This window comes from Brachybacterium sp. NPDC056505 (assembly GCF_042794925.1).
Classification (GTDB): Bacteria; Actinomycetota; Actinomycetes; order Actinomycetales; family Dermabacteraceae; genus Brachybacterium; species Brachybacterium kimchii.
Genome location: NZ_JBHTSV010000003.1, coordinates 115749 through 139701 on the forward strand (window position 1 = coordinate 115749; position 23953 = coordinate 139701).

The 23953-nt window shown below is 73.1% G+C and carries 23 protein-coding genes and 1 tRNA gene; 6 read left to right on the top strand and 18 right to left on the bottom strand.

Going from position 1 to position 23953, the window contains the following annotated elements; translation table 11 throughout:
* Genes ACFQ53_RS03445 through ACFQ53_RS03465 form a run of 5 tightly spaced genes read right to left on the bottom strand, consistent with a single transcriptional unit; the run spans nt 1 to nt 5815 of the window.
* Nucleotides 1-189, bottom strand: a complete 189-nt coding sequence (locus ACFQ53_RS03445; RefSeq protein ID WP_249480158.1) for a ubiquitin-like protein Pup — start codon at nt 187-189, stop codon at nt 1-3.
* Nucleotides 186-1970 (bottom strand): depupylase/deamidase Dop, encoded by a 1785-nt coding sequence (dop, locus tag ACFQ53_RS03450; RefSeq protein WP_377855362.1) that lies wholly within the window; start codon nt 1968-1970, stop codon nt 186-188. The genes ACFQ53_RS03445 and dop overlap by 4 nt, the downstream gene beginning before the upstream one ends.
* Complete coding sequence (arc, locus tag ACFQ53_RS03455) at nt 1963-3555, bottom strand: proteasome ATPase (protein WP_377855365.1); 1593 nt, start codon at nt 3553-3555, stop codon at nt 1963-1965. The genes dop and arc overlap by 8 nt, the downstream gene beginning before the upstream one ends.
* Before the next feature lie 2 nt (nt 3556-3557).
* Nucleotides 3558-4664: a tRNA (adenine-N1)-methyltransferase gene (locus ACFQ53_RS03460; RefSeq protein WP_377855368.1), complete on the bottom strand. Its 1107-nt coding sequence runs from the start codon at nt 4662-4664 to the stop codon at nt 3558-3560.
* 17 nt (nt 4665-4681) lie between these two features.
* Nucleotides 4682-5815, bottom strand: a complete 1134-nt coding sequence (locus ACFQ53_RS03465) for a M50 family metallopeptidase (RefSeq protein ID WP_377855371.1) — start codon at nt 5813-5815, stop codon at nt 4682-4684.
* A 131-nt stretch (nt 5816-5946) separates the two neighbouring features.
* Here ACFQ53_RS03465 and ACFQ53_RS03470 point away from each other — a divergent pair, with 131 nt between their 5' ends.
* Nucleotides 5947-6753: a PAC2 family protein gene (locus ACFQ53_RS03470; RefSeq protein WP_377855374.1), complete on the top strand. Its 807-nt coding sequence runs from the start codon at nt 5947-5949 to the stop codon at nt 6751-6753.
* 73 nt (nt 6754-6826) lie between these two features.
* Here ACFQ53_RS03470 and mshC read toward each other — a convergent pair whose 3' ends face one another.
* From mshC to ACFQ53_RS03485, 3 genes are all read right to left on the bottom strand, one after another.
* Complete coding sequence (gene mshC, locus ACFQ53_RS03475) at nt 6827-8167, bottom strand: cysteine--1-D-myo-inosityl 2-amino-2-deoxy-alpha-D-glucopyranoside ligase (protein ID WP_377855377.1); 1341 nt, start codon at nt 8165-8167, stop codon at nt 6827-6829.
* Between the two features lie 103 nt (nt 8168-8270).
* Entirely contained in the window at nt 8271-9149 is an 879-nt protein-coding gene (locus ACFQ53_RS03480) for an undecaprenyl-diphosphate phosphatase (protein ID WP_377855380.1), read from the bottom strand.
* A gap of 148 nt (nt 9150-9297) precedes the next feature.
* The gene (locus tag ACFQ53_RS03485; protein WP_200500726.1) at nt 9298-9651 is read right to left on the bottom strand and encodes a DNA primase; all 354 of its coding nucleotides are present in this window, start codon (nt 9649-9651) and stop codon (nt 9298-9300) included.
* A 124-nt stretch (nt 9652-9775) separates the two neighbouring features.
* Between ACFQ53_RS03485 and ACFQ53_RS03490 the strand changes: the two genes are divergently transcribed.
* Both ACFQ53_RS03490 and ACFQ53_RS03495 read left to right on the top strand, forming a co-directional pair.
* Entirely contained in the window at nt 9776-10069 is a 294-nt protein-coding gene (locus ACFQ53_RS03490; protein WP_377855384.1) for a DUF5703 family protein, read from the top strand.
* 97 nt (nt 10070-10166) lie between these two features.
* Complete coding sequence (locus tag ACFQ53_RS03495; RefSeq protein WP_377855387.1) at nt 10167-10667, top strand: prepilin peptidase; 501 nt, start codon at nt 10167-10169, stop codon at nt 10665-10667.
* Nucleotides 10668-10687: 20 nt separating this feature from the next.
* On the opposite strand, the gene ACFQ53_RS03500 is transcribed toward ACFQ53_RS03495, so the two are convergent.
* Nucleotides 10688-11152, bottom strand: a complete 465-nt coding sequence (locus ACFQ53_RS03500; RefSeq protein ID WP_377855390.1) for a tRNA (cytidine(34)-2'-O)-methyltransferase — start codon at nt 11150-11152, stop codon at nt 10688-10690.
* Between the two features lie 195 nt (nt 11153-11347).
* Here ACFQ53_RS03500 and ACFQ53_RS03505 point away from each other — a divergent pair, with 195 nt between their 5' ends.
* Complete coding sequence (locus ACFQ53_RS03505; RefSeq protein WP_377855393.1) at nt 11348-11827, top strand: hypothetical protein; 480 nt, start codon at nt 11348-11350, stop codon at nt 11825-11827.
* A gap of 94 nt (nt 11828-11921) precedes the next feature.
* Nucleotides 11922-12007, top strand: a tRNA-Leu gene (locus tag ACFQ53_RS03510).
* A 93-nt stretch (nt 12008-12100) separates the two neighbouring features.
* On the opposite strand, the gene ACFQ53_RS03515 is transcribed toward ACFQ53_RS03510, so the two are convergent.
* The 9 genes from ACFQ53_RS03515 to ACFQ53_RS03555 all read right to left on the bottom strand — a co-directional run bounded on the left by ACFQ53_RS03515 (nt 12101) and on the right by ACFQ53_RS03555 (nt 22225).
* Nucleotides 12101-12976, bottom strand: coding sequence for a shikimate dehydrogenase (locus ACFQ53_RS03515; protein WP_377855396.1), 876 nt, complete (start codon nt 12974-12976; stop codon nt 12101-12103).
* A complete protein-coding gene (gene mltG, locus ACFQ53_RS03520; protein WP_377855399.1) occupies nt 12973-14553 on the bottom strand; it encodes an endolytic transglycosylase MltG in 1581 nt (526 codons plus the stop codon). The genes ACFQ53_RS03515 and mltG overlap by 4 nt, the downstream gene beginning before the upstream one ends.
* A complete protein-coding gene (gene ruvX, locus ACFQ53_RS03525; RefSeq protein ID WP_377855402.1) occupies nt 14550-15062 on the bottom strand; it encodes a Holliday junction resolvase RuvX in 513 nt (170 codons plus the stop codon). Before ruvX ends, mltG begins: the two co-directional genes overlap by 4 nt.
* A complete protein-coding gene (gene alaS / locus ACFQ53_RS03530; protein ID WP_377855405.1) occupies nt 15062-17761 on the bottom strand; it encodes an alanine--tRNA ligase in 2700 nt (899 codons plus the stop codon). The genes ruvX and alaS overlap by 1 nt, the downstream gene beginning before the upstream one ends.
* 188 nt (nt 17762-17949) lie before the next feature.
* Nucleotides 17950-18576: a 30S ribosomal protein S4 gene (rpsD, locus tag ACFQ53_RS03535; protein ID WP_377855408.1), complete on the bottom strand. Its 627-nt coding sequence runs from the start codon at nt 18574-18576 to the stop codon at nt 17950-17952.
* 131 nt (nt 18577-18707) lie between these two features.
* Nucleotides 18708-20084, bottom strand: a complete 1377-nt coding sequence (locus tag ACFQ53_RS03540) for a replication-associated recombination protein A (protein ID WP_377855411.1) — start codon at nt 20082-20084, stop codon at nt 18708-18710.
* A 73-nt stretch (nt 20085-20157) separates the two neighbouring features.
* On the bottom strand, nt 20158-21255 hold the full coding sequence (locus ACFQ53_RS03545) for a quinone-dependent dihydroorotate dehydrogenase (RefSeq protein ID WP_377855645.1): 1098 nt from the start codon (nt 21253-21255) through the stop codon (nt 20158-20160).
* Nucleotides 21256-21326: 71 nt separating this feature from the next.
* A complete protein-coding gene (locus ACFQ53_RS03550; protein WP_377855414.1) occupies nt 21327-21866 on the bottom strand; it encodes a hypothetical protein in 540 nt (179 codons plus the stop codon).
* The gene (locus tag ACFQ53_RS03555) at nt 21863-22225 is read right to left on the bottom strand and encodes a hypothetical protein (protein WP_377855416.1); all 363 of its coding nucleotides are present in this window, start codon (nt 22223-22225) and stop codon (nt 21863-21865) included. The genes ACFQ53_RS03550 and ACFQ53_RS03555 overlap by 4 nt, the downstream gene beginning before the upstream one ends.
* A gap of 110 nt (nt 22226-22335) precedes the next feature.
* Here ACFQ53_RS03555 and ACFQ53_RS03560 point away from each other — a divergent pair, with 110 nt between their 5' ends.
* Nucleotides 22336-23805 (top strand): leucyl aminopeptidase, encoded by a 1470-nt coding sequence (locus ACFQ53_RS03560; RefSeq protein WP_377855418.1) that lies wholly within the window; start codon nt 22336-22338, stop codon nt 23803-23805.
* Nucleotides 23806-23953: the final 148 nt, after the last annotated feature.

Consider the following 23953-nt stretch of genomic DNA (forward strand, 5'->3'; position numbering starts at 1 on the left):
TCACTGACCGCCCTTCTGGACGAAGGAGCGCACGAACTCCTCGGAGTTCGACTCGAGAACCGAGTCGATCTCGTCCAGGAGATCGTCCGCGCCCTGCGCGGAGGCGAAGACCTGGCCGCCGGCCAGGGTCTCGTCGTCGCTCTGCTCGTCGTCCGACGGGCCGGATCCGCTGAGGCTCTGCTGTGTCATCTCGTCTCCTCCGGGGGGATGTCCGATGGGGTGGGGGCTGGGGTCGGTGCTGCGGTCGGTCGTGGGGCCGGCTCCGACGGGCCCTCAGCCGCGCGCGCGAGGGCCTGGAGCACCTCGGGCAGCGGAGCGGCGGGGTCGAGCCCGCGGGCCTCGCACCAGGCGCGGGACCCGGCGCGCGGATCGGCGAGCCGCACGCGCGAGGTCGTCGCCGCGTCGCCGCCGGGCGCCTCGCCCGCGAGGGTGATGACGTCCCATCCCGCCGACGGCACCCGCGCCTGGTGGTGGCGCACGAGGCCGCCGCGCAGATGGGCTCGCGTGGAGGCGGGCGGGGCGAGCACGGCGTCCAGCACCTCCTGCTCGCCGACGAGGGTGCGCACGCGACCGGCCGCGCGCAGCTTCGCGAAGAGGCCGCGCTCCGGGCGCAGATCGGTGAACTGGAGGTCGATCGCGCGCAGGCGCGCGTCGTCCCACTCCAGCCCCCCACGGACGCGGTAGCTCTCGAGGAGCTGGTGCTTGGCGACCCATTCGATGCGGTCCGCGGCGCGCGCGGGGTCCGTCTCCAGCGCGTCCAGGAGGTCGCGCCACAGGTCCAGGACCTCGGCGGTCTCGCGGTCCGTGCGGTCCGCGCGCGCCGAGATCGCCTCGAGGTACGCGCGCTGGATCTGCAGCGCCGTGACCTCGTCGCCCTCGGCAGTCATCACCGTGGTGCGCAGGGCGGGGTCGTGGCTGATCGAGCGCAGCGCCTGCACCGGGTCCGCGAGCGCGATCCCGGGCAGGATCCGCTCGCCGCTCGCGTGCTCGGCCTCGAGGGCCGCGAGCACGAGGCTCGTCATGCCCATCTTCAGGAAGGTGGAGACCTCGAGCATGTTCGCGTCGCCGATGATCACGTGCAGCCGGCGATGCCGCGCGGCGTCCGCATGGGGCTCGTCGCGCGTGTTGACGATCGGTCGGTCCAGCGTGGTCTCGAGGCCGACCTCCTCCTCGAAGAAGTCGGCGCGCGAGGAGATCTGGAAGCCCGGCTCGCCGCCGCGGGTGCCCAGGCCCACGCGTCCGGCGCCGACGAGGATCTGGCGGGTCGCGAAGAACGGCAGCAGCGCCTCGACCACGCGGTCGAAGGGCACCGACCTCTCCAGGAGGTAGTTCTCGTGGGTGCCGTAGGAGGCGCCCTTGCCGTCGGTGTTGTTCTTGTACAGGGCGACGTCCGGGACGTCGTCGGCTGCGCGCAGCACGTCCATGGCGCGCTGGGCGACGACCTCCCCCGCGCGGTCCCAGACCACGGCTTCGCGCGCCGTGGTCACCTCGGGAGAGGAGTACTCGGGGTGGGCGTGGTCGACGTAGAGGCGGGCGGCGTTGACCAGCACGCTGTTGCCGATCGACCGGCGTCCCGCCCAGGCGAGGACGTCGGCGTCCGATCCCTCGGGCGCGACCTCGGGCGCGGGCAGCGGCATGTCGAGGTCGATGCTGGGGAGGTGGGCGTCGTGCACCTGGTCGGTGAGCTGGCTGGGGTGCGCGGCGGCGCGACGGATCTCGAAGCCGCGGGCGTCCTGCAGCGGCGACTCGTCGCCGTAGTCCCAGCGCACGCGCCGGCCCCGCGCGCCCTGGTCGGGGTGCAGGAGGGCGTAGGCGCCGACCACGAGATGGCTGAGCGCGATCGAGCTCGAGGCCTCGCCGCTGCGTGCGCCGAGGTCCGCGTGCAGGATGCCGAACTCGGTCTCGATGCCCATCACGCGCTCGGTGACGAGGGGGCGGGCGGCTCCGGTGGGGTCGGTGGCCTCATGCATCGCGAGGCTCCTCCCCCGTCGGCCCGTCGGCCTCGTCCTGCGCGGCGGGCACCCCGCCCGCGCGCAGCGGCACGACGTGCTCCACGCGGCGGCCGCGGCGACCGGAGATGCGGGCCCAGTCATCGGGGTGCGCGCCGGAGGGCAGGTCCTCGTTCTCCGCGAACTCCTGGGCGACCGCGGCGCTGAGGTGCGCGCCGGCGATCCCGGGCACGCCCGTCTCCAGGTAGTCCTTGACGGCGTACTTCTTCGCGCGGTCCACGATGTTGCGCAGGGTCGCGCCGGAGACGAAGTCGCGGAAGTGGAGGGTCTCCGCGGTGCCGTCGGAGTACTCCAGGCGCACGAAGGCGGTGTGCTCGCCCTCGGCGTAGATCTCGGAGACCGTGAGGTCCAGCAGCGCGTCGCGGTCCTCGCGCAGGGGCACGCCCGCATCGAGGTAGAGCCCGAGGATCTCGCGGGCGGCGTCCGCATCCGGCCGGCGGATGCGGATCTTCACGTCCAGGCGGCCGGGGCGCAGGATCGCCGGATCGATCATGTCCTCGCGGTTCGAGGCGCCGATGACGATGACGTTCTCGAGGGATTCGACGCCGTCGATCTCGGCGAGCAGCTGGGGGACGATCGTGGTCTCGACGTCGCTCGAGAGCCCGGTGCCGCGGGTGCGGAACAGGGACTCCATCTCGTCGAAGAAGACGACCACGGGGTGCCCGGACTCGGCGTGCTCGCGGGCGCGCTCGAAGACCAGGCGGATCGAGCGCTCGGTCTCGCCGACGTACTTGTTCAGGAGCTCGGGGCCCTTGACGTTGAGGAAGAAGGAGCGCTGCAGAGCCTCCTGGACGCTCACCCCGCGGGCCTCGGCCGAGCGCACGGCGAGCTCGTGGGCGACGGCCTTGGCGATCATCGTCTTGCCGCAGCCGGGAGGGCCGTACAGCAGCACGCCCTTGGGCGGGCGCAGCCCGTACTCGCGGTAGAGGTCCTGCTGCAGGAAGGGCAGCTCGACGGCGTCCCGGATCGCCTCGATCTGCTCGCCGAGCCCGCCGATGCGGGAGAAGGAGGTGTCGGGCACCTGCTCGAGGACGAGGTCCGTGATCTCCGCACGATCGATGCGCTCGAGGACGAGCTGGGCGCGCAGATCCGCGAGCACGTGGTCGCCCGCGTCCAGGGTGATCTCGGCGACGGCGCCCGAGCGCCGGAAGGCACGCAGGTCGTCGGGCCCGACCTGCACGAGCACACGGCCGTCGGCGAGGGCCTCCTCGACGACGATCACGCTGCCGGTCTCCTGGGCGTCGACCACCTCGACCACCGCGAGGCCCTCGTTCAGCCGCAGCTCCGCGCCGGGGCGGAGCGCCTCGAGGCCGATGTCGGCGCTGGTCGCCACGCGCAGACGGCGACCGTTGTGGAGGACGTCCACGGTGGTGCCCTCGGCACGGCGCAGGAAGGTCGCGTACGAGTTCGGCGGATCGCCCACGCGCTCCAGATCGCTCTTGAGGTCGACGATCTGGGCCCGCGCGGAGCGCAGGCTCGTCACCAGACGGTCGTTCTGGGCCGCGAAGCGCTCGAGCTCCTCGGTCATCTCCTGGTAGGTCTTCATCCTCACCGGTCCCTGCCCTGGCGGATGTCCCGCAGGGCTCGCTTGATCTTGCGGGGCGCGACGCCGCGCTCCCCCAGGTCCTCGCCGCCCCACTCGGTGGTGGAGCCGCCGAAGCCCTCGTTGTCCGGATGGTTCACCTCGGCCTCGTCCTGCGAGCCCGGCGCGGGCCGACGCGTGCGCCGCAGGGCCTGGGTGCCGTGGGCGGTGCGGCGCGCAGTGAGCAGGAAGCCCGTGTGGGCGTTCATGCGGTGCTCTGGACGCACGGCGAGGCCCTCGAGGTGCCAGGGCCTCACGAAGCTCTCCCAGGCGGAGGGCTCGGTGAACTCGCCGTGGTCCCGCAGCGCCTCCGCAGTGCGTGAGAGCTGGGTGACGGTCGCGACGTAGGCGAGGTACACGCCTCCCGAGACGAGGACCTCGGCCGCGGCGTCCACGCACTCCCAGGGCGCGAGCATGTCCAGGACCACGCGGTCCGCGCTCTCCCCCTCGCGGGCCATCTGCGCGGCGACGTCCTGGAAGTCCCCGATCCGCAGGTCCCAGGTCGAGGGCGCGCCGCCGAAGAAGGTCTCGACGTTCTCGCGGGCGACCTGCGCGAACTCCTCGCGGCGCTCGATCGAGCGCAGGCTCCCGTGCTCGCCGATCGCACGCAGCAGCGCCGTGGTGAGCCCGCCCGACCCCACGCCCGCCTCGAGCACGCGGGCGCCGGGGAAGATGTCGCCCCACATGAGGATCTGCGCGGAGTCCTTGGGGTAGATGATCGCGGCGCCGCGGGGCATCGAGAGCATGTAGTCCGCATAGAGGGGCCGGAGCGCCTGGAAGGGGTTGCCCTGCGAGTCCTCGACGATCACGCCGTCCTCCGCGCCGAGCAGATCGGCGTGGCGCAGGACGCCGCGATGACTGTGGAACTCGCCGCCCTCGCGCAGGGTGATCGTGTGCAGACGGTTCTTGGAGTCGGCCAGCTGGACCTTGTCGCCGAGGACGAAGGGCCCCGTGCGGTCCAGTCCCGGCCGCTCCGCCCGCGGGGCGGGCTGGGGCGACTGCGGCTGCGGGGTGCTCTGCGGAGTCTCCTGCGGAGCCCTGTGCAGGGGGGTCTCATCGGCGGCTGAGGTCATGCACACCAGTCTAGGCGTCAGCCCTGCTGGAGGGCGCGATCGATCATCGCCGTGGTGACGACGCCGACGATCTCCCCGCTGTCCCCGATCACGAGGTGCACGGCCCGGCGCTGGGTCTGCACCGCCTCCACGAGGTCCTCTCCCGAGAGGTCCTCGGAGAGTCGCCCGGGGGCGCCGAGCCAGGTGGTCACCGCGCCCGTCGGGACGGCAGGGCGCTGGGCCTCGGGCACGGAGGCGAGGGCCTGCTCGTCGAGGACGCCGACGCCGTGCGACGGGTCCAGCACGAGAAGGTGCGGGACCCCGCGCTCGGTGGCGTCCGCGGGCTGCGCGGCCGCGTAAGGATCCTCGGCCCCGGAGGGCAGCGAGGTGAGCGGTGCGTCGGCCCGCACGAGGGGGATGCGGACCATGAGATCTCCTGCGCGCAGCGCGAGCACGCGCTCGCGCAGACCCGCCTCGCGCAGGGCGTCGCCGGCGCCGCGCCAGAGCATCATCCCGATCATCACGCCCCACAGCACGAGGATCAGGCTCGTGCTGCCGGGGAACCGGAGCGCGGCGAGCAGCGGGCCGGCGACGACCACGATCGCGATCACCCGTCCGATCCAGGCGGTGATGCGGGTGGCCGTGCGGGGGCTGCGCAGGAGCGCGCCGAGCAGGGACTCGAGCGCCCGGCCGCCGTCCATCGGCAGCCCGGGCAGCACGTTGAACACCGCGAGCGCCCAGTTCAGGCTCGAGATCATCGTGAGCAGGTGGGAGCTGCCGGCACCGGGGGCCGCGCGCTCGGCCAGCGCCGCCGCGACGGCGATGACGAGGTTCACGGCGGGACCGGCGAGGGAGATCAGGACCGAGGGCAGGGATCCCACCCGTCGGGCCCGGTAGGTGGTGTGGCCTCCCCACAGGGTGAGCGCGATGTGGTCGACGTGCGCGCCGGAGGCCCGCGCGACGAGGGCATGGCCGATCTCGTGCAGGGCCACGGAGACGACGAGCGAGACGCCGACGGCGAGGGAGAGCACCAGCACCTCGGCCGAGGTGATGCCGGGGATGATGCGGAAGCCCGGGGCGGCGAGCAGGGTGATCACGGCGACCATCACCAGTGTCGCGCCGGAGATCCGGATCGGCGGCAGTCCGGGCAGGCGCAGGCTGGGCGCGGGCATCGATCCTCCGGCGTGGTCGCAGGCGGGCGGCGGACGGACCGTGCGGGCGGTCGGCATCCGGGTGGCGTCGCAGGTGACGGCCACGTCACCGCACCCTACGCGGGCGACCTGGAGGGTCCTAGACTGCGGGGATGACCCGCATCGCGATCTGTGCCTTCAGCGGCTGGAACGACGCCGGCGAAGCGGCGACCGGGGCCATCGAGCACCTGCTGTCGGCCTGGCCCTCCCGCACCATCGCCCGGATCCCGGCCGAGGAGTTCGTCGACTTCCAGGTGCACCGCCCCGAGCTGCGCCTGGACGCCGACGGCCGCAAGGTCATCGACTGGCCGGACACCCGGATCGAGCTGGTGACCCCTCCCCGCGGACCCGAGCTGCTGCTCGTCCACGGCGCCGAGCCGTCCCTGCGCTGGGGCGCGTTCTGCCGTCGGGTCCTCGACCGCCTGCTGGGGGCCGACGCCACCCGGCTGATCTCCCTGGGCGCGCTCCTGGCCGACGCCCCGCACACGCGGCCGCTCCCGGTGAGCGACCAGATCGAGCCGGGCACCGCCGAGCAGGCCGACGCCGAGTCGTACGAGGGGCCGATCGGCATCCCCACCGTGCTCGCGCGCGCGGCCGTGAGCCTGGGCGTGCGGACCTCGAGCATCTGGGTGCAGGTCCCCCATTACGTCTCGCAGAACGCCTCGCCCAAGGCCGTGCTCGCCCTGGTGCGAGCGCTCCAGGACCATGTCAGCGCGCCGCTGCCGATGCAGGAGCTCGAGGAGGACGCCGAGGCCTGGGAGCGCGGGGTCGAGGAGCTCTCGCGCAACGACCCGGACATCTCCGAGTACGTCGCGCGGCTCGAGGAGGCGCAGGACGCCGAGGACCTCCCGGAGGCCTCGGGCGATGCGATCGCCAAGGAGTTCGAGCGCTTCCTGCGCCGCCGCGAGGGCGAGGACTGAAGGCCCAGGGCGCACCCGGAGGAGCGGAGCCCCGCAGGATCGACCGGGAGGCTCCCTCCGAGCGCGGCGGCGGTCAGTCCAGGACGATCCCGAACAGCGCGTCGAGCGCCGCGGGGACGTCGGACGGCTGCTCGGAAGCCCGATCGCCCTCGTCCACCGAGCGCGCCGGGGCGGCCTCGGCGTCCTCGGCAGGCGCGGCCAGGCGGGCGTCGAGGGGGCGGCCGGCGGCCCAGTCGTCGAGCACCGCGAGCGCGGTCGGGGTGTCGAGGTCCTCCCGCAGGGCGTGGCGCAGCGCGGCGACGATCTCCGTGCGGGGCGACCCGGCCTCCCCGTCGGCCGCGGAACCGCTGCGCTCGGCGTCGTGGGCGGCGGCGCGGTAGGCGGCCAGGCGCTCCTCGGCCGCGGCCAGCTCGGCGTCGGTCCACTCCCAGTCGGAGCGGTAGTGGTGGGCCATGAGGACCAGGCGGATCGCCATCGGATCCGTTCCCGCCCCGACGAGCTTGGAGACGAAGACGAGGTTGCCCAGCGACTTGCTCATCTTCTCGCCCTCATAGGCGACCATCCCGGTGTGCGGGTAGACGGCCGCGAAGGGGCGGCCGAGCGCCGTGGCGTGCGCGGCGCACATGTCGTGATGGGGGAAGACGAGATCGCGCCCTCCGGTCTGTACGTCGACGGGCAGGCCCAGGGCGTCGCGGGAGATGCACACGCACTCCACGTGCCAGCCCGGGCGGCCGCGGCCCAGCTCGCCTGCGTCCCAGGCGGGCTCGCCCTCGCGCTCCGCGCGCCACAGCAGAGGGTCGAAGATGCCGCGCTTGCCGGGCCGCTCGGGGTCTCCCCCGCGGTCGGCGAAGACCTCGAGCATCTGCTCCTCGCTCCACCCGCAGACCGCGCCGAGGGAGCCGTCCATCGCCAGATCGAGGTACCAGTCCTCGCCCGCGGCGTCGGGGGTGGGGACCTGGTAGGCGCGGCCCGCGCGCCGGATCCCGTCGACGAGGCCGATGATCCCGTCCATCGACTCGCTCACCGAGCGGTAGGTCTGCGGGGCGAGGATGCGCAGGTGCGCCATGTCCTCGCGGAAGAGGTCGGTCTCCCGCTGGGCGAGGTCGCGCCAGTCGATGCCGTCGCGGTCGGCGCGCTCGAGCAGCGGGTCGTCGACGTCGGTGACGTTCTGGGCGAGCTCGACCTCGAGTCCCTGATCGAGGAAGGCGCGGCGCATGAGGTCCGCCGCGTGGTAGGTCGCGGCGTGGCCCAGGTGGGTCGCGTCGTACGGGGTGATGCCGCAGACGTACAGGCGCGCGCGCCCCGGGGTCAGCACGGGCACGGGCTCGATGCGACCGGTGCGGGAGTCGTGTAGCCGCGGCGGGAGCCCGGAAGCGGGAAGCGGGCTGATCAGGGGCGAGTTCCAGGAGCGCACCCGATGATCATACGGACCCCGTCCCCCGGCCCGGCGGGGCGGGAGGGATGGACCACACGACGCGTCCGCGGCACGGGCCGCCGACGGCGGGAGCCGCCGTGCGTCAGGCGGTCGAGCCCGCGAGCGGGTCGAGCACGCCCGTGGTCAGCAGCACCAGCAGCAGCGCGCCGGCGGCGATGCGGTAGGCCACGAAGGGCAGGTAGGAGCGGTTCTCGATGAGCTTCATGAACCAGACGATGACCGCGTAGCCGATGCCGAAGGCGACCACGGTCGCGATGATGATCGCGAGCAGCGAGGGCTGTCCCGAGGCGGCCGCCGCGGCGCGGCCGTCCGCGCTCAGCAGCGGCGGCACCTCCTTGGCCGCCTTGTAGAGGCCCGAGGCGAAGACCGCGGGGACCGCGAGCAGGAAGGCGTAGCGCGCGGAGGCCTTGCGGGTGTAGCCCATCGCGAGACCGGCGGTGATGGTGCCGCCCGAGCGGGAGACGCCGGGGATCAGCGCGAGGGCCTGGGCGAGGCCGAACAGGATGCCGTCCCTCCAGCTGAGCTCGGTGAGCTGCTTGCGCTGGGGCCCGAGGCGGTCCGCGGCGGCGAGGAGCACGCCGAACAGGATGAGCATCGCGGCGGTGATGTACAGGTTCCGCAGACCGCTGTCGATCTGCTCCTCGAAGGCCAGCCCGAGCACGCCGATCGGGATCGAGCCGATGATCACCAGCCACCCCATGCGCACGTCGGGGTCCGACTGCGGGACCCTGCCGACCAGCGCCCGGAACCAGCGGCCGATGATCCGCGTGATGTCCTTCCAGAAGTACAGCAGGACGGCGGTCTCGGTGCCCAGCTGCACGATCGCCGTGAAGGCCGCGCCGGGATCCTGGCCGGGCATGAGCAGCTCGCCGACCACGCGCAGATGCGCGCTCGAGGAGACGGGCAGGAACTCGGTGAGCCCCTGGACGATGCCGAGGATGATCGCATCGAGGATGGACACGCGTTCTCCTGCAGTGCTCGGGGACGGAGGCCGGGCGCTCAGCGCCCCGCACACAGTACGCGGCGCCCGCCTGTGGGGCGGGCGCCGCGCGCCGTGGAAGCCGGAGGAGTAGGGAAGGTCTCCCCGTCAGCCGGTCGGGAAGGTGCTCTCAGCGCTCCAGGTCCTGGGCGCCGTCGAACTCGCCCTCACCGTCGGGACCCTCCTCGCCATCCTCGTCGTCCTCGAAGCCGTCGTCGTCCAGATCGTCGTCATCGAGGTCGTCGTAGTCGTCGTCGTCCTCGTAGTCGTCGTCCTCGTCGTCCCCGTCGAAGACGATGAGCGGCGTCGCCACGTCGTAGGCGTCGAACAGGGCATCGTCGTACGCGTCGAAGGCCGTGGTCAGGCCCTCAGTTGCCGCCTCGAGGGCGGGGTCGTCGTCGCCGCGCGAGGAGGCGGCGGCCTCGTAGTGTCGTTCCAGAGCGGCGATGAGTGCGGCGAGGGCCGAACGCGGGTCCGTGTTCATGGTTGGACCGTACCCCGTCGCCGGGCAGAATGGACAGTCCCCGTCGACACCGGACGGCACCCGGACGCGAGCCGCGCCCTGCCGCTCGGCGCCGCGCCGATCCGCTCCTGTGAGGAGAGTGCTCGTGCCCCGTCCGCAGGGTCCCCCGCCGTTCCGCCGCCTGCCCGTGCCCTCCCTGATCGGGGGCCGCGATCTCCCCGTCGAGAAGGGCCGCTCCCCCGACGACTACGAGTTCCAGGTCCTCGCCGTCCCGCGGGGGACCTCGATCCGCAGCGTGCGCACGGCGCTCGCGGCCGAGTCCGAGTACGGGCGCTGGGACCTCGTGCGCACGCGCCACTACTACGGCGGCGAGAAGCGGGTGTGGATGCGACGCCGGATCATCCGCGTCTCCTCGACGCTCCCCGTCCCCGTGCGCTGACCCGCCGCGCAGGGCCGACGGCCCTCCCCAGGGGGCGTCGTCCACAGCGCGGCGATGAGTCGGTGCCCGCGCGCCGCGCATCTGCTGGAATGAGCGCGTGAGCCCCGTCCCCGAGATCCTCCTGGTCCCGCTGCTCGCGGTGTACCTCCCCCACGCCGTCGTGCTCAGCGCGATCGACGGCGCCCAGCACCGCCTGCCCAACCGCTGGGTCGCCTCGCTCACGGTCCTGCTCGCGCTCGTCCTGGGCGTGCTCGCGCTTCTCGAGCCGGCGCTGCGTCCCCGGCTCGGCGCGGCCGCGGTCTTCTCACTCGTGGTGGCCGCGGCGGGGATCGGGATCGCCCTGCTCGCGCCGCAGCTGATCGGCATGGGGGATGCGAAGACGGCGCCGGCCGTCGTGCTCATGAGCACGGCGCTGGGACCCGAGGTGCTCATCGCGGGCGCGCTCGGCACCGCTCTGCTGGGCGGGATCATCGGGGTCGCGGTGATGATCGCGACCGGCTCGGGCGGATCGCGCTTCGCCTTCGGCCCGGTGCTGCTCGCGGGTCCCTTCCTGGGGCTCCTGGGCGCGCCGCTCGTGCGGTCCGCGCTCGGGATGTGAGCCGCCGGCGAGGGTCAGGGTCAGGCGCCGCCGGGATACCCCTGCTGTCGCCACGCCTCGTAGACCGCGATCGACGCGGCGGCCGCCAGGTTGAGCGAGCGCCGGGCGGGGAGCATGGGGATGCGCACCTGGGCGGTGATGCGCGGATGGGCCAGGACCTCCTCGGGCAGGCCCGTCGGCTCCGCACCGAACAGCAGCACGTCCTCGTCCCGGTACTCGACGTCCGCGAAGGAGTGCTCGATGTGGGAGGTGAAGGCGAAGACGCGGGACTCCGGGAGCGCCGCGAGGGCCTCCTCGATGTCAGGGTGCACCGTCGTCGTGGCGAGATCGTGGTAATCGAGTCCCGCGCGACGCAGCTTGGAGTCCTCGAGGTCGAAGCCGAGGGGCTCGATGAGGTGCAGAGGCGCGCCGGTGACCGCGGAGAGCCGGATCGCGCTGCCCGTGTTGCCCGCGATGCGCGGCTCGTGGAAGAAGACATGGACCATGAGCAGAATCCTTCCACCCTTGCGGACTCGTCACCGACACGCGGCCGTGGCGCGCCGCGTGGTCCCCCACTCATGGACTTCCCAGTAAAGGATGAGTAAAGTTCTGTTCTGGTGGCGATGCCCGGCGTCCACCGCAGCGCCCCGGAGAGGGGTCGGCGGACAGCGGGCACACCGAGGACCCACATGGAGGTGGACATGTCCGCGATCGCGACGACCCACGAGGGCTCGTTCCGACCCGTCGCCCCTGCCCTCGCTGAGCAGGATGTGCTCGACGCAGGCGCTCTGCTGCCCGGGGAGTCGACCATCGAGGCCGCTGAGGTCGCCGCGGTCCCCGAGATCGCCTCCCCGATCGTCGCCCGGCCGCGCCCCGCGCGGACCGACGAGCTGCTGCGCCGCTGCGCGTCCCTCGCGGCTCGTGCGCGCGTCGACGCGATCACGGATCTCGAGGCGACGAGCCTGCACGAGCTGCGGGCGGTGCTGGCCGAGATCCATGTCGCCGTCGAGTCCGGGGAGGCTCCTCCCCGCGCTCCGCTGCCCTGCCTGGCTGCGGCGGCGCTCGAGGACCTCCGCCACCAGCTCGACCAGCAACGCGAGGATCCGTCGGCGGCTCGGGCGCTCGACGAGATCGACCCCGTGCTCAGCCTCCTCGAGGGCATCCGCGCTGCCGCCGAGTGACTCTGTTCACGAACGGGCCGGATGGGCGTATGCGGAGGTGGCACGGCCCTTTCTCCGTGCTAGAGTCTCCATGTCGCCGACACGGTGACCACCTGTCCGGGTGGCGGAATTGGTAGACGCGCTAGCTTGAGGTGCTAGTGGCCGTATTAGGTCGTGGGGGTTCAAGTCCCCCCTCGGACACCCGCACGAAGGCCCCTGATCTGCACTGCAGATCGGGGGCCTTCGCCGTGCGAGGAGCCGGACCGTCGCGCGCCCGGACCGCCGTGCGTCGGGTCAGGACTGCGCGGGATCGGCCTGCTGCGCGAGCGCGCTCCGTGCGGCCTCCCGCATCGCCTCCAGCGGTGCGCCGGAGATACCCAGCATCGAGCGCAGCTGCATGCCCGCCTGGTGCACGAGCATCTCGAGGCCGCTGGCGACCTCTCCCCCGTGCTCGACGACGATCGCCGCGAGCGGGGCCGGCCAGGGATCGTAGAGAGCGTCGAGGAACACCGGCGGCACGGAGTCGATGCCCTGCCTCCGCCAGTCCTCGGCGATGCGCCGGGCGCCGTCGATCGCGAGGGCGCTGACCACCGCGTCGGCGCCGAGCACCTCGCGGCTGCGGGAGAAGGGCACCTCGCGGCTGCCCATGCCGAGGTCGCGGGCGAGGGTGCGCAGGGGCGCGAGCTTCTCTGGGCTGCGGGCCGTCAGCAGCACCTCGGAGGCGCCGAGGCGTGAGGCCGCCGCGAGCGCCGAGACCGCCGTCGCCCCCGACCCCAGGACGCCCACCGTGCGACAGGCGCTCAGGGAGTGGTCCCCGAGGGCCGCGACGATCCCGTGGACGTCGTGGTTCTCCGCCCGCCAGTCGCCGGACGGCGTGCGCACCAGGGTGTTCGCGATCCCCAGCATCCGCGCCGTCGTGTCGCGGGAGGACGCGAGATCATGCGCCTCGGCCTTGCCGGGCATGGTCACGCTCAGCCCCTGCAGGCGCGCGCCCTCCTCGGTGCTCAGGAAGTCCCGCAGTTGCCCGGAGGGGACCTCGAAGCGGCCGTACTGCGCGTCCTCGATGCCCAGCGCGCGGTAGGCGGCCGTGTGGAGCACCGGCGAGAGCGAGTGAGCGATCGGCGAGCCGACCACGGCGAAGCGTCGGGGCCCGTGCTCGGGCGCGCTCATCCGTCCGCGTCCTTCGTCGCCGCCCGCTTTTTCCACTCGGCCACGTTCTTCTCGTGCTCGGCATAGGTGTCGGCGAACTTCGTCTCGCCCGTGCTGGTGTCGACGGTCACCCAGTACAGCCACTTGCCCTGGGGCGGATCGGCCGCCGCCTCGAGGGTCGCCTTCCCGGGGTTCGAGATCGGGCCGGCCGGCAGCCCCTCGTGCAGATAGGTGTTGTACGGGCTGTCGGTCTCGCGCTGCTTCGGCGTGGTGGAGATCGAGTCGCTGCCCGAGAAGTAGGCGACCGTGGAGTCGAGCTGCAGCTTCATGGGCTTGCCGTGGGCGTCGCCCGCCCCCTCGAGGCGGTTCTCGAGAGTGCGCACCACACGGCCGTAGTCGTCGGGGTCGCGCGCCTCCTTCTCCGCGATCGACGCGAGGGTGAGCACCTTCTCGCGGTCCTCGGGGGCGACGTCGAGGTCGTCGAGCTCGGTCTCCATCCGCTCCCACATCATGGTGAGGACGTCGCCCGCGGAGGCATCCTCGGGGATGTCGTAGCGCCCCGGCCACAGGTACCCCTCGGGGCTGTCCGCCTTGTTCTTCGGGATGCCGTAGTCGGTGTAGTTCTTCGCGGCCTTCTCGAAGTCCTTCTCCGGGATCCCGGTGGTCTTGGAGACGCGCTCGAAGATGTCCTTCATGCGCATGCCCTCGGGGATGGTGACGCGCAGACCGGTCTGGCTGGAGGGATCCAGGAGCGCCTCGAGCGCCGAGGCGGAGGACATCTTCGTGTTCACCCGGTACGAGCCCGGCTGGATCTTGCTGGCCTCCTGGCTGGTGCCGAACAGGCGCACGAAGGGGGGCGCGGACTTGATGACGCCCTTGTCCGTGAGGGTCTCGGCGATGTCGGACCCGGTGTCGCCCTCGGAGATCTCGATGACGACCTCCTCGTCGCTGCCCGTGCCCGTGAAGTCGTCGTCCTGCGCCTGGCCCACGCTCACGTTCCCGCGCAGCCAGGAGTAGCCGTACACCGCGCCGGCCCCCACGGCCAGGACGACCACGAGCACCAGCAGGACGGGCAGGATGTGCAGGGGCGAGCGGCGCTTCTGCTCGTGCGCGAAGCCGTCGAAGGGGTGGGCATCGCCCTCGTGGTCCTCGACCTCCTCGTCGGACTCGTCGTCGTCCTCGTGGTGCGCATCGACGGACTCGTGGTCGTCGCGGTGGTCGTGGTCCGGCTCCGGGCCGAGGTCCTCGTGCGGGTGCGCATCCCCGTGCGCCTGCGGCGCGGGCGTGAGCGCAGGCTCGAGCTCGGGCCGGGCCGCGGCCGCGCGATGGCCGCGCGGGAGGTCGCCGCTCGCCGCGGGCGGGGTCTCGGGGGCGGCGTCCTCGCCCCGGCGCACGCGCAGCGCGTGACGGGCCTCCTCGAGCGCGCGCCGCTGCTCGTCCGAGCGGCCCGGGGCGACATCCGGGGTCGAGCCGTCGGGGTCGGCGCCGGGCTCGGCGGCGGGATCGATCCGGCGGGCGCGTCGGCCATGGGGGCGAGGCCGACGCACATGGCGCGAGCCCGCGGGCTGCTCCGGCGACTCGCGGTCGTCCTCGCTCATAGGCCCTCTCCCTCGGTGTCCGGCGCGGCCTCGAGCAGCTCGCCGGGGGCGCGCCCCGTGCTGCGCTCGACCTCCAGCGCCTGCTGCAGGATCATCACCGCCGCCACCTGGTCCACGACGGACCTGTGCCGGCGGCCCTTCCGCCCGGAGCGATGGAGGGCCTGGTGGGCCGTGACCGTCGTCAGACGCTCGTCGACGAAGCGGATCTCGGCCTCGACGCCCTGCGTTTGCAGTGCATCGGCGAGCTCGTCCGCGAACGCACGCGCCTTCGCGGCGGCCGGCCCCTCCTGCCCGCTCAGCGAGCGCGGAAGCCCGACCATGATGGCACGGGCCTCGAGCTCGCGGGCCTGCGACACGACGCCCGCGACCGCGCCGTCCCGCGGCAGGGTCTCGACCGGCGTGGCGAGCAGCCCGTCCAGATCGCTCCGGGCGAGGCCCACCCGCACGTCTCCGACGTCGACCCCGAGCCGTACGAACCGCCGGGAGGTCTCCTGCGGATCCTCGGGCATCAGGCGTCGGCGCCCAGCGCGGCGGTGATCGCGTCCAGGGCCTGCGAGGTGCGCTGCGGATCGCCGCCGCCGCCCTGGGCCATGTCGTCCTTGCCGCCGCCGCGGCCGCCCATCGCCTCCGCGCCGGCCTTCAGCAGCGCACCGGCGCGACGGCCGCCCTCGCGCGCGGCCGCGTTCGTCGCGACCACGAGCGCCGCCTTCGGCCCGTCGGCCCCGACGACCGCGACCACGGCCGGGGAGTCCTCGCCGAGACGGTTGCGCAGATCCTGGACCAGGGTGCGCAGGTCGCCCGCGGCGATGCCCTCCCCCGCATCGTGCAGGAGCACGCGGGTGCCGTTGATCGTGCGGGCGCTCTCCACGAGCCGCCCGGCCTCGGCCTGCAGCTGGGCGCCGCGCATGGCGGCGAGCTGCTTCTCGGTGTCCCGCAGGCGCTGGGTCAGCGAGCGGACGCGCTCGGGCAGGTCGTCGGCGCCCACGTTCATGATCTCCGAGAGCTGGGAGACCAGCGCCTTCTCCTTGGCCTGGTGGCGGTAGGCGTTCAGGCCCACGAGGGCGTCGACGCGGCGCACGCCCGACCCGATCGAGGACTCCCCGACCAGGTGGACGGAGCCGAGAGCACCGGTGGTGGGCACGTGCGTGCCGCCGCAGAGCTCTCGCGACCAGTCCCCGCCGATCGAGACCACGCGCACGATGTCGCCGTACTTCTCGCCGAACAGGGCCTGAGCGCCCAGCGCCTTCGCCTCGTCGATGGGCATCTGGGCGTCGGTGACCTCGAGCTCCTGCTGCAGCAGGGTGTTCACGCGGCCCTCGACCTCCTCGAGGCTGGACTTCGGGACGGCCTGGCCGAAGCGGAAGTCGAAGCGCATGCGCCCGGGCGAGTTCTCGGAGCCGGCCTGGGTCGCGCCCTCGCCGAGCTCCTCGCGCAGCGCCTGGTGGACCATGTGCGTCGCGGTGTGCGCGCGGGCGATCGCGCCGCGTCGCTCGAGGTCGATCGTCGCGATCGCGCTCTCCCCGGGGTGCGCCTCGCCCTCGACGAGGCGGCCGCGATGCACGGGCAGTCCCTTGACGGGCGCCTGCACGTCGTCGACCTCGATGATCCCGCCGCCGGTGAGGGAGATGCGGCCCTGGTCGGCGAGCTGGCCGCCCATCTCCGCGTAGAACGGGGTGGAGGCGAGCACGACCTCGACGTCGGCCGGGGCCCGGACGGTGTCGACGAGCGCCCCGTCGACCAGGACGGACTCGAGCGTCGTGGCGACCGAGGACTCGGTGTAGCCGAGGAAGGGCACGGCCTCCCCGCGCTGGCCGAGCAGCCTGTTGTAGAGCGCTGTGTCGGTGTGGCCGGTCTTCTTCGCCGCGGCGTCGGCGCGAGCGCGCTCGCGCTGCTCGGACATGGCCGAGCGGAAGCCGTCCTCGTCCACGCTGAGGCCCACCTCCTGCGCCATCTCGAGGGTCAGGTCGATGGGGAAGCCGAAGGTGTCGTGGAGGCGGAAGGCGTCCTCGCCCGCGATGCTGCGGCCGCCCTGCTCGCGGACCCCACCCACCAGCTGGTCGAAGATCGTGGTGCCCGAGGCGAGGGTGCGGCGGAACGCCTCCTCCTCCGCGTAGACGACGTCGCTGATGCGCGAGAAGTCGCTCTCCAGCTGCGGGTAGGACTCCTTCATGACGTCCTTGGAGACCGGCAGCAGCGCGGGCATGGAGGGATCGTCGTAGCCGAGCAGGCGCATCGAGCGCACCGCGCGGCGGATGAGGCGGCGCAGCACGTAGCCGCGGCCCTCGTTGCCGGGCTTCACGCCGTCGGCCACGAGCATGAGGGCGCTGCGCACATGGTCGGCGACCACGCGCAGGCGCACGTCGTCCTCGCCGTCGGCGCCGTAGACGCGGCCCGAGAGCTCCTGCGCCTTCTCGATGACGGGGAACACCTGGTCGATCTCGTACATGTTGTTCCTGCCCTGCAGGATGTACGCGAGACGCTCGACGCCGAGGCCGGTGTCGATGGACTTCTGCTCGAGCTCGCCCAGCAGCGGGTAGTCCTTGCCCTTGCCCTCGCCGCGCAGGAACTGGTCGAACACCAGGTTCCAGATCTCGATGTAGCGGTCCTCGGCCTCCGGGGACCCGGGCCACTCGGGAAGGACGCCGCGCGGCGCGTCGGGCCCGAACTCCGGGCCGCGGTCGTAGTGCCACTCCCCCGTCGATCCCGCCGGGCCGGGCTGGCCGGTGTCCCAGCAGCTCTCCTCCCAGGGCAGGCGCACGATGCGCTCGGCGGGGAAGCCGACGACCTCCACCAGGTGGTCGAAGGACTCCTGGTCCTGCTCCCACAGGGTGATCCACAGGCGCTCGGGATCGAGCCCGTACCCGCCCTCGTCCTGCGAGCCGGTCAGCAGTTCCCAGGAGAAGTCGATCGCGCCCTTCTTGAAGTAGTCGCCGAAGGAGAAGTTCCCGGCCATCTGGAAGAAGGTGCCATGGCGGGTGGTGCGCCCGACGTTCTCGATGTCATTGGTGCGGATGCACTTCTGCACGCTCACGGCCCGTGCGTACGGGGCCTTCTCGGTCCCGACGATGTACGGGATGAACGGGACCATGCCGGCGATCGTGAAAAGGATCGACGGATCGGAGGAGACCAGCGATGCGCTGGGCACGACCTCGTGCTGCTTCTTCGCGAAGAAGTCGAGCCAGCGGCGATGGATCTCGGAGGTGCGCATGGAGGTCGGGGTCCTTCCTGGGCCGCCGCGGGGGCGGAGTGGGCATGGGGCGCGGGATGTCGTGCGGGCAGGATCGTCGGGATCCTGCCCGAGGACGACGAAGCCCCGGTCAGGGTACGTGAAGCACACCTGCCGGGGCACGTTCCGGACGGGCCAGGGCCCGCCCGGGACGACGTCGTCGCGAAGGGTCAGCGAGCGTAGTACTCGACGACCATCTGGACCTCGCAGGTCACGGGGACCTCGGAGCGCTTGGGGCGCGCCACGAGCTTCGACTTGAGCTGGTCCAGCTCGACCGACAGGTAGGAGGGCGTGGCGGCGAGGACGTCGCTGTTGCCCCCCTCCGCGGCGATCTGGAAGCCCTCGACGGCCTGCGAGCGCGGCTTGACCTGGATGGTCTGCCCGACCTTCACGCGGTAGGAGGGGCGGTCCACGATCTTGCCGTCCACGAGGATGTGGCGGTGGGTGACGGCCTGGCGGGCCTGCAGGGTGGTGCGGGCGAAGCCGGAGCGCAGGACGAGCGCGTCCAGGCGCATCTCGAGCAGCTCGACCATGCTCTCACCGGTCAGGCCGGCCTCCTTGCGCGCATCGAGGTAGATGCGGTGCAGCTGCTTCTCGCGCAGCGCGTACTGAGCGCGCAGACGCTGCTTCTCCTTCAGACGCACCGCGTAGTCGGACTCGGTGCGGCGGCGGGCACGGCCGTGCTCGCCCGGCGGGTAGGGGCGCTTCTCGAAGTACTTGACGGACTTCGGGGTCAGCGGGAGCCCGAGGGCTCGGGACAGGCGCGCCTGGCGACGCGCGCGGGTGACGTTGGTCACGAGGTATACCTCTGTTCGCGTGGTGTGAATCCAGTAAGGCAGCCGCGGATTCAGCGGCCCAGTCTATCCGCGCCCCGACCCGCCCTCAACTCACCTGCGCCGATGTCACGCCGTCAGGGCTGTGGAGTCGGTCACGAGGAGGGGCCCTCCCCGCGGACGATGCGCCGCAGCTCGGGGAGGCTGCGGGCGATAGGGCCCTCCGCCCCGCGCGAGGTCGGCTCGTAGTAGTGGGAGTCGGCGAGGTCGTCGGGAAGGTACTGCTGCCGCGCCACGCCGTGCGGGGCGTCGTGCGCGTACCGGTAGCCCTCGCCGTGGCCCAGGGATTCCGCTCCTCCGTAGTGGGCGTCGCGCAGGTGCGCGGGGACCGAGGCCCCCTTGCCCGCCCGCACGTCGGCGATCGCGGCGTCGAGTGCCTGGTAGGAGCGGTTGGACTTCGGGGCGGTCGCGATGTGGACGACGGCCTGGGCGAGGGGGATGCGACCCTCGGGCATGCCGAGCATCTGCACCGCCTGCATCGCCGCGACGGCGACCTGCAGGGCCTGGGGGTCGGCCATGCCGACCTCCTCGCTCGCGGCGATCACCACGCGCCGGGCGATGAAGCGCGGGTCCTCCCCCGCCTCGATCATCCGCGCCAGGTAGTGCAGTGCGGCGTCGGGATCCGAGCCGCGCATGGACTTGATGAAGGCGCTGGTGACGTCGTAGTGCTGGTCGCCGTCGCGGTCGTAGCGCAGGGCCGCGCGATCGACGGCCTGGGCGAGGGTGTCGGCGTCGACCTCGTGGGCGCCCTTCATGAGGGCCGCGCCGGCCGCCGCCTCCAGCGAGGTGAGGATCTTGCGGGCATCGCCCCCGCCGAGGCGCAGCAGGGAGGAGCGGGCGTCGTCGGTCAGCCTGATCTCGCCGCCGAGCCCGCGCTCGTCGGTGAGAGCCCGTTCGACGAGCTCCTCGAGGTCCTCGGTCTCCAGCGACTCGAGCGTCAGCACGATCGAGCGGGACAGCAGCGGAGAGATCACCGAGAAGAAGGGGTTCTCCGTGGTCGCGGCGATCAGGGTGACCCAGCGGTTCTCGACGCTCGGCAGCAGCGCGTCCTGCTGGGACTTCGAGAAGCGGTGCACCTCGTCGACGAACAGGACGGTCTCGCGTCCCGTGGTGCGCAGGCGCGAGCGCGCCCGGTCGATCACCTCGCGCAGATCCTTGACGCCCGCGAGCACGGCGCTGACCTCAACGAACTCGCGGTCACCGGAGGTTGCGACGACATAGGCGAGGGTGGTCTTGCCGGTGCCGGGCGGGCCCCAGAGGATCACCGAGGCGGGGGCGGTGCGGGCGTCGTCGGCCGCGACGAGCCGCCGCAGCGGACTCCCGGGATCGAGCACCTTGTGCTGGCCGACGACCTCCTCGAGGCTGCGCGGCCGCATGCGCACGGCGAGCGGCGCCCGATGGTCCCGGTTGCCCTCGGAGAGCGTGCGCGGCGCGGGCGCATCGCCCGAGAGCGTGAAGAGATCCTCCTCCATCGCTCCGCTCCCTCCTCTCCAGGATGCTGATCTGCTCCGCGCCGTCGCGCCCGGGCCGTCGGGGCCCGCGGGCTCAGTCGCGGCGGTCCCGCCGCCCGCGCCCGAGGGCGCGGGCGATCCGTCCCGGCCAGGCCGGGCCCTCGTAGATGAGGGACGTGTAGCCCTGGACGAGGTCGGCGCCGGCGTCGAGGCGCTCCTGCACGTCCTCGGCGGTGACGACGCCTCCGCAGCTGATGATCGTCATCTCCGCGGGCAGCTGCTCGCGGAGGATCGCGAGGACCTCCCGCGAGCGGTGGGCGAGGACGGGCCCCGAGAGCCCGCCGGCGCCGATGCGCTCGATCCGGTGACGGGCCGTGCGCAGGTCCCGAGGCCGGTCGATGGTCGTGTTGGTCGCGATCACGCCCGCGAGTCCCAGGTCGCGCGCGAGGGCGGCGACCGCGCGCACGTCCTCGTCGTGCAGGTCGGGGGCGATCTTCACGAGCACCGGCACCTCGCGGCCGAGCCGCGAGCCCACGGCCCCGGCCTCCTCGAGGACAGCGGCGAGGATCGGGCGCAGCGCGTCGGTCGACTGCAGGTCGCGCAGCCCCGGCGTGTTGGGACTGGACACGTTGATCGCGAGGTACGAGGCGTAGGGCGCGAGCGTGCGCGCGCTGAAGCGGTAGTCCTCGGCCGCGTCGGCGAGCAGCGTCGCCTTGGTCTTGCCGATGTTCACGCCGATCACGGCGCGCTGTCCGCGCTCGGTGCGGCGCACCAGGGCGAGCCGCTTGGCGGCGGCCGCCGCTCCGTGGTTGTTGAAGCCCATGCGGTTGACCAGAGCGCGGTCGGCGAGCAGGCGGAAGGAGCGCGGACGCGGATTGCCCGGCTGCGGCTTCGCCGTGACGGTCCCGACCTCGACGTGCCCGAAGCCCAGGTCCAGCAGGCCGAGCGGGACCTCGGCGTCCTTGTCGAAGCCGGCGGCGAGGCCGAAGGGCGTCGGATGCTCGTGCCCGAGCGCATGCACGGGTGCGTGCCCGCGGCCCAGAGGGCGCGGGGTGCCGAACAGGGTGCGCAGCGCGAGATGCCCGCCGGGGACCGCCTGCGCGAGGCGCAGCGCCTGCACCGTGAGGCGGTGCGCGCGCTCGGGGTCCAGGCGCGTCAGCACGTGGTCGAAGAGCACCGCGTAGGGCCGCACGGCGCGGGGCGGTGCGCCGGCCGGGACCGGGCGGGCCGACGTGCGGGAGCGGGGGTCCGGGGTCGAGGAGGTCACGCGCTCACCGTACGTCCTGCGCCGGACGTCCCGCGCGCGGCCGCGCGGCGGTGCACGAGCAGGTAGACGATCGCGACGATCGGCAGCAGCAGCGGCACGAAGCCGTAGCCCGAGCCGAAGTGCGACCAGACCGTCGAGACCTCGAAGAGGCCCGGGGCGAAGGTCGTCAGCGAGCCGACCACGAGGATGCCGACAAGCTCGATGCCGCACACCCAGAGCGCCGCACGGGAGCGTGCGCCCCGTCGCACCAGCAGGACCGTCACCACGACGTACGTGAGCGCCGAGACCAGCGAGAGGGCGTACGGCAGAGGGGCCTCGGTGAACTTCGTGGCGAGCTCGTAGGTCGCGCGGCCCGTCGCCGCGAGGGCGAGGATGCCGTAGACGACGATGAGCAGCGTCGCGAAGCCCCGCTCGCGTCGGCGCACCGACCCCGTGGGGTCGACGGCGTCCCGGCGGGACGCGTCGCGGCGGTCCGGACCCCCGGCGGGCGCGGGGCCGGCGGATGCGGGACCGGTGGACGTGGGATCGGAACTCATGCGGGGCCTCCGGGCCAGATCTGGGGCAGACGCATCTGCAGGACGAGCTGGGTGATCGCGGCCAGGGCGATCCCGGCGCTGCCCCAGCGGGTGCGCTCGGTCGCTCCCAGCCAGGCGGCCCCCAGCGGCATCACGAGACCGGTCAGCAGGTAGCCGTACAGGGTGATCCGATCCGGCGCGGGGCCGACCGTCATGTCCCGGTAGGCCCACACCAGCCCCTCGATCAGCCAGACGAGCATGATCGCGGCGGGGCCGGCGAGCAGCAGGAAGTCCGCGGCGAGCGACTTGGCGACGTACAGGAGGGCCAGCGCGGCGGTGAGGCCGGAGAGCGCGTACACCGCGACGGCGAGCACGCCCACGCCCACTCCTGTTCCGCGATCGCATGGTGCGCGATCGCCTGCCGCCGACGGATCCGAGGTCCGGGCGCCGACCGGTCGAAGGGCCGCGGACCTCCGCATACGATAGTGGAATGGTCTCCATCACCACATCCCCCAGCACAGTTCAGTCCGTCACGGCCGACGTCCTGATCCTCCCGGTCCTCACGGGCGAGGAGGGCGCGGGCCCCGCCGTCGTCGGCCTTCCCGAGCTCTCCCCCGTCCTCGTCGCCGTCGGCGCGTCCGGCGCGCAGGACGAGCTCACGCGCCTGCCCGCGCCCGAGGGCGTCGCCGCGTCTACGGTCCTGCTCGCGGGCCTGGGCACGCGCAGCCTCGCCGACGCCGACGCGGTGGTCCTGCGCCGCGCCTTCGGCGGCGCGACCCGCTCGCTGAGCGGCGTGGGCAGCGCGGCCGTGGCCGTGCCGGGCGGGACGGGCGAGCAGCTCGCCGCCGCGGCCGAGGGAGCGGCGCTCGGCGCCTACTCCTTCACCGCGCACAAGTCGGACGCGTCCTCGTCGTCCGCTCCCCTGCAGCAGATCGTGCTCGTCGCGGACGAGGGGACGGCGGACGACTGCGCGGCAGCGGCCTCCGAGCGCGCCGGGATCCTCGCCGACGTCGTGAACGTGACCCGCGACCTCGTCAACACTCCCCCGAACCTGCTGTACCCCGAGTCCTTCGCGCAGCGGGTCGGCGAGATCTCCGAGAGACTGCCCCTCGAGGTCACCGTGCTCGACGAGGAGCAGCTCGCCGCCGGCGGCTACGGCGGCATCGTCGGCGTGGGCCAGGGCTCGGCCCGTCCGCCGCGGCTCGTGCGCGTCCAGTACGCGCCCGAGGGCGCGACGGGCCACGTGGCGCTCGTGGGCAAGGGCATCACCTTCGACACCGGCGGCATCTCCCTCAAGCCCGCTCCCGGGATGGACGACATGACGTCCGACATGACCGGCGCCGCGACCGTGCTCGCCGCGACCGTCGGCGCCGCCCGCCTCGGGCTCCCCGTGAAGGTTACGGCCTTCCTCGCCATCGCCGAGAACATGCCCGGCGGCGGAGCGCAGCGTCCGGGCGACGTGGTCACCATGCGCAACGGCCGCACCGTCGAGGTGCTGAACACCGACGCCGAGGGCCGTATGGTGATGGCCGACGCCCTCGTCGACGCCGTCGCCGAGGAGCCCGACCTGGTGATGGACGTCGCGACCCTCACGGGCGCGGCCGTGGTCGCGCTCGGAGACCGGACCGCCGCCGTGATGGGCACGGACGAGGCGCGCACGGAGGTGCTCGCCGCCGCCGACGCCGCCGGCGAGCCGTTCTGGCCGCTGCCCTTCCCCGAGGAGCTGCGGGCGGGCATCGACGGTCGCGTCGCCGACCTGCGGAACATCGGCGCGGGCCGCGCCGGCGGCGCGCTCACCGCAGGCATCTTCCTGCGCGAGTTCGTGGGCGGCACGCCGTGGGGCCATCTGGACATCGCCGGCCCCGGCTTCGCCGACTCCCCGCAGGGGTACATGGGCAAGGGCGCGACCGGCATGAGCGTGCGGACCGTGCTCGCGGTGCTCGAGGCGCGCGCCCGCTGATCCCCGCCCCGACGCATCCGGCGCCGGGCGGCGCCCGCCGCCGGTGAGACGTGCCCGACCCCACCGTGCTCGGCCCCGAATCATGCCCACCCCGGGCTGTGAGGTGGCCTAGCATGGTGGGGTATGGGCACGGCCGCCACGGCCCGTG